The organism is Okeania sp. SIO2B9 (genome assembly GCF_010672505.1).
Lineage (GTDB): Bacteria > Cyanobacteriota > Cyanobacteriia > Cyanobacteriales > Microcoleaceae > Okeania > Okeania hirsuta.
Genome location: NZ_JAAHGK010000541.1, coordinates 1 through 4,810, shown reverse-complemented (window position 1 = coordinate 4,810; position 4,810 = coordinate 1). Strand labels below are relative to the sequence as shown.

Below are 4,810 nucleotides of genomic sequence, written 5' to 3'. Positions count from 1 at the left end.
TATTCAGCTAAACTTTTTAGCAGGGATGTATCTTTGTCAATTATTCTGTCAATACCTGGACGTTGAACTTTTAGAGCTACTTCTGTACCGTCTTTTAGAGTCGCTTTGTAAGTTTGAGCGATGGAACCCGCTGCTACACACTCAGTATTAATATCACTAAATATTTCTTCTAGAGGTTGGGATAATTGTTGACGAATTAAGATTTCCACTTCTGACCAAGGTACTGCTGGTACATTGGCCTGCAAACTTGACAAGGTGTCAATATAGTCTGCTGGTAATAGGTCTGGACGGGTACTGAGTAACTGGCCAAGTTTTACATATACTGGGCCTAAATCTACAAGAATATTGCGTAGAACTTCTGGTGTTGGTATATCTGGTTCGCCAGTTTTGCCCCCTGTGAGGAGGGTTTTCATATAGTCCCAACCATTGCGGAACACAATTTCGACTATTTCAGCTCGGCGAGAATTAGTTGCTGTCAGGCTAGATAACACGGGGCCTCCCAATGATTGGATTGATGTTTGTTTTATAGCAGAAGGCAGAAGGCAGAAGCGGTGCGACCCCGCGTCGGCGACAGACGCAAGCGGTCAGACCCCGCGACGACGCCAGCTCGCTTGCGGAATGCTGACCAAGAGAGGGAATGCGCACCAAGAGAGGCAGAAGGAAAAATCTGGCGTTGTCTGAGTGTTCTGCTTTTGATCTGTCCTCACCTTTCTTTCGACTGCTTTACCGATAGGGAAAATCTGATATATCTCAATATTTAGGATAGCGTTGATCGAAAGCTGGCGCATTTTGAGTAACTTTCATCTCAGCCATAGACTTTTTTTCTTTATCTATACTGACTTTTAAGAATTTTATCCGAAATAAAATGTATAGCAAGGAACGAGTTGGTGTTTGACTGATGTTAATGATGAACCGTAAGACAGAGAAATACTTTTCCCACTGTTGCCTGTTGCCTGCTATATCAATTTTCAATCAAATTAAAACTTTTGACTTTTTATTTTTGACTTTTGTTTTAAGAAAAAGTATCTGTTTTGACAGCAAGAAAACCATAAATTAGAAAAATTTCCGCTTTACATTATTCCCAAAGTTCTTTATATTTATTTTATAATCAATAAAGATATGTAGTCAGGAATCCCAGGACTAAAGTTCAAGGGCTTGGATAGACTGCTTGAAGTCTTTGCCAGCCAACACCTGACTATCCTTAGATATTTGCAGTCTAAGTTACAGGTTAGTGTTAAAGTTCCTATCTTGAGATGCTCTCTCTGCCAGTCCTATCCTCTAGAACTCAATGGTTAAACAGGCATAGTGGGTTAAGCCAGTACCTTTGACATGATACCGACCTATAACATTCTCGTTTCGGCTATGGCCGATCTTTATTGATCCCCTAGCGAAAGCTAAGGGTTTCCAAATTACCGAAATATTTTTAGATGAATAATATAGAATCTGTCGCAATTGAACGGTTTCAGACTCGTAGTCCTATAGATTTAGACAGTTGTCAGTTAAACCGCGAGTTAGTTGGGTCTAGGGTAGTAATGGTGATTGACTGCCCATCTACGGAAAAGTGCCATCAACTTTGGCGCGATCGCTACCTATTAATGCGTCGGTGTTTAGATTTATGGTTAGCTCATCAAATCGTAATTAGTTACAAGGGACATCCTTATGGTCGTACTCCGATGCGTCAATCTTTAGCCTGATTATTTTCTTGGTTAAATTATATATATAGCAATTTTCATACTGGTGAGGCGCTATATAAATTATAGCTGGCGGTGCGCAGTGACGCACCGTTATTATTTTTTGTAAATTTTTAGTTAGAAATAATTTTGTTAAAAATTTGAAACTATTACTCCTATTGTCTGTTGCCTTAATATTTTCTATACAACAGGGAACAGGGAATAGGGAATAAAATATACTTTTGTATTTGAGTAGTCAATCTAAAAATAATTTTTCCTACTTATTTAAGCTGACTATCAAATATACAATTAATTTTGCTTAACTACTTAGTAAAAATATATAAAGAAAAGTTGAAATAACTAAGTTTTGGATGTACTTTCTCAGACTAACGTTTATTCAAAATTTATTTCTGGTCTCTATATCGCGATGATACTTACTATATAATTATTCAAAGCTTATTCTAAATAATAAATACTCAAAAAAATAGCAGTGTTAAATAATTTGTCAAAAATTCAAGCATATAGATAAAAAGTATGAAATTGTTACTGATAACTGATAACTGAAATGACCCATTTTGCCTAATTTCAATATATTCCAAGATATTTTATGCACAACGAAAATATAACTGCTAGACCTATTCAGAAAATTCTATTTGGTAGCCCAGGTACAGGCAAAAGTTATAAAGTGCGAGAGATAGCAACTAATTCGTTGGGAATTAAATGGCATGAACAAACAAAATCATTAGAAAACACAATTAAAACAGTCTTTCATCCTGAATATACTTATGCTGATTTTGTAGGAAAATTATTGCCACAGACTATCGGCAGTTCGGTTATATATAAATTTTATCAAGGTCATTTTTTACGAGCATTAGGATTAGCTTACAAACATTTAGTTAATAATAGTAATGAGAATGTGCTGTTAGTAATTGACGAATTAAACCGAGGTAATGCTGCTGCTATATTCGGTCCGATTTTTCAATTATTAGATAGAGAAACAGATAATTGGTCAACTTATGATGTCAATTTATCAGAGTTAGAAATAGTGGCTTTGTTAGGTTCTATGGGGTATGATGCTCAAACAACTGATAAAAATATACAAGTGGATGGAAGTAATTTTGATGTTTTTTGTAAGATGACAAAGATGAATTTAGAAATGAGTAATAATCAGGATGGTTTAAGGGTCTTAGAAAATTTGACAAGTCAGAGAATTTCTATTCCTAGAAATTTATCGATTATTGCGACGATTAATACTTCGGATGAGTCGATTTATTATTTAGATAGTGCTTTCAAACGGAGATGGGATTGGGAATATGTGGATGTGCCTGGTTATGGGATAGAAAAAATTAAAGATATAGCGATCGAAGGTAGGGATGAGAAATGGGTTTCTTTTGTGAATAAGTTGAATGATTTTATTAAGGTCAATCATCATCTAATTCGCCGCATTGAAGATAAACAAATTGGGGTTTGGTTTTTGAAGTCTGAAGATAATCAAGTTACGAAAGAATCTATAGAAAATAAGTTAATGTTTTATCTGTGGGATAGTGTATTTCCTAGAGATAGAAGACCTTTGGAAGATTTATTATCAAAAGTGGATAAACAAAGTATTAAATTAATTACATATTCTGATTTTATTGCTTTATCTGACGATTTTATTGATGCGATTATTTCTTGTGAATGGTTGACTTTTTAACTAATTTTATTTTTTGCTGTTTCTAGATGATATTTAATACAGGAAAAGCCAGAGGAGAAAAGGAAAGAGTTCAAGAATTTAGAATTAAGAATTTATAATTTATAATTACCTCTCCTTGAAAAGAAGAGGATTGGGTTAAAAGGAATTTTTTTCTTCTCTTGGTCGATTGGATATGGCGAGGAGACCCGTTCTTACAGACCCGCTCCGCTAACGCCATCCCTCGACCGCTTTTTTCTCCATGAATGGAGAGGCTTTATACCTTAATTTTTCGGTAAGATTTTCAACCAGATTTAGTATTATAAAAATTTTTACTTAATTTGCTCGTAATTTCTTTAACAATTTCTCGATCGCTTGAGTTTTTTTTACAACTGATAACTGATAACTGAAATGACCTGTTTTAGCAGATTTGGTGGTAACAATTACCCAATCATTAGAAACCAGTAATTAAAGATATCGTTGGCAGTAGTTTTACCGATAAATTGTGGTTTAAAGCCTCCACTTTTAAGGGGAAAAAGAAAAAAAAAATCCTTTGAGTCAATCCTCTTCTTTTCAAGGAGAGGTAATAATTAATTATTAATTATTAATTGTTGAAACTCCTCTGAATTGAATTTAAAGGTAGTTGAAATGTTGTCAAATTTATTCAATAAATTAAAGTAAAAATGATTTGCTATGATGGGGATAATCATGGCGATATACTACTAACAGGTGCAATAATTATTGTATTTTTTGTTGATACTAACTCTTGCCGTTGTTTGTGTAATTTTATTGCTTGTATCTAATGATTTTTCTCTTTATTCATACTTAATTCTCAGTAAACGTTGCGATCGAATTGAGGATGACTGTGGATATGTTCTAATATACTGCTGATAATTTCTAGACCAAAATAAGATTTTTGATTGTTAGATCGGGATTTATTTTTAGGAGACATCTAGTGGTTTTGTTGGGTATGTCGCAATAGGAATTTTTGCTTAGTCTGATATTTTTTTGGTAGTCGGTGGTTTTGTTGGGTATGTCGCAATAGGAATTTTTGCTTAGTCTGATATTTTTTTGGTAGTCGGTGGTTTTGTTGGGTATGTCGCAATAGGAATTTTTGCTTAGTTTGATATTTTTGTGACATTGACATCCTCCCCGGCCTGAAGGCACGGGGATTCCTACCGAGCCTAAGCTCCTCGGTGGGTTGACGTTTCTTTGGCTGCTGCTAGCTTGAAGTTAGTCTTATGCTTGCCTCCACGTCCGTTTAGTGTCTCGGACTGCCCGCCCGCGACTAATATATTTATTGCTGCATTCTCGTCTCGATCATGTTTTGCACCGCAGTTGAGGCACTCCCATTCTCGCACCTGAAGGTCTAGCTTCCCACCTTTAAAGCCACAATTTGAGCAAACTTGGGATGTTGGCTCAAGGGCGACTAATTACTCTGAAATCGCGACCATATTTTTCTGCTTTTCCT

7 protein-coding genes are annotated in these 4,810 nt (G+C 35.3%); 3 read left to right on the top strand and 4 right to left on the bottom strand.

Features of this window, described 5'->3' with window-relative positions; genetic code table 11:
* Nucleotides 1-491: AarF/UbiB family protein (locus tag F6K13_RS18690; protein ID WP_287287977.1), on the bottom strand; the 491-nt coding region annotated here is incomplete at its 3' end.
* A gap of 27 nt (nucleotides 492-518) precedes the next feature.
* Here F6K13_RS18690 and F6K13_RS18685 point away from each other — a divergent pair.
* On the top strand, nucleotides 519-761 hold the full coding sequence (locus F6K13_RS18685) for a hypothetical protein (protein ID WP_287287976.1): 243 nt from the start codon (nucleotides 519-521) through the stop codon (nucleotides 759-761).
* Here the strand turns inward: F6K13_RS18685 and F6K13_RS18680 are convergent.
* Nucleotides 751-972, bottom strand: coding sequence for a hypothetical protein (locus tag F6K13_RS18680; protein ID WP_124143341.1), 222 nt, complete (start codon nucleotides 970-972; stop codon nucleotides 751-753). The two genes, F6K13_RS18685 and F6K13_RS18680, sit on opposite strands and share 11 nt — an antisense overlap.
* Nucleotides 973-1,427: 455 nt before the next feature.
* On the opposite strand from F6K13_RS18680, the gene F6K13_RS18675 reads away from it, so the two are divergent.
* Together F6K13_RS18675 and F6K13_RS18670 are read left to right on the top strand one after the other, a co-directional pair.
* A complete protein-coding gene (locus F6K13_RS18675) occupies nucleotides 1,428-1,694 on the top strand; it encodes a hypothetical protein (protein ID WP_124143340.1) in 267 nt (88 codons plus the stop codon).
* A 583-nt stretch (nucleotides 1,695-2,277) separates the two neighbouring features.
* Nucleotides 2,278-3,363 carry a restriction endonuclease gene (locus F6K13_RS18670; protein WP_124143339.1) on the top strand — a complete coding sequence of 362 codons (1,086 nt, stop codon included), beginning with the start codon at nucleotides 2,278-2,280 and terminating at the stop codon, nucleotides 3,361-3,363.
* Nucleotides 3,364-4,291: 928 nt separating this feature from the next.
* Here the strand turns inward: F6K13_RS18670 and F6K13_RS18665 are convergent.
* Both F6K13_RS18665 and F6K13_RS18660 read right to left on the bottom strand, forming a co-directional pair.
* Nucleotides 4,292-4,480 carry a hypothetical protein gene (locus F6K13_RS18665; RefSeq protein ID WP_124143493.1) on the bottom strand — a complete coding sequence of 63 codons (189 nt, stop codon included), beginning with the start codon at nucleotides 4,478-4,480 and terminating at the stop codon, nucleotides 4,292-4,294.
* A 43-nt stretch (nucleotides 4,481-4,523) separates the two neighbouring features.
* The gene (locus F6K13_RS18660; RefSeq protein WP_287240477.1) at nucleotides 4,524-4,700 is read right to left on the bottom strand and encodes a zinc ribbon domain-containing protein; all 177 of its coding nucleotides are present in this window, start codon (nucleotides 4,698-4,700) and stop codon (nucleotides 4,524-4,526) included.
* Nucleotides 4,701-4,810: the final 110 nt, after the last annotated feature.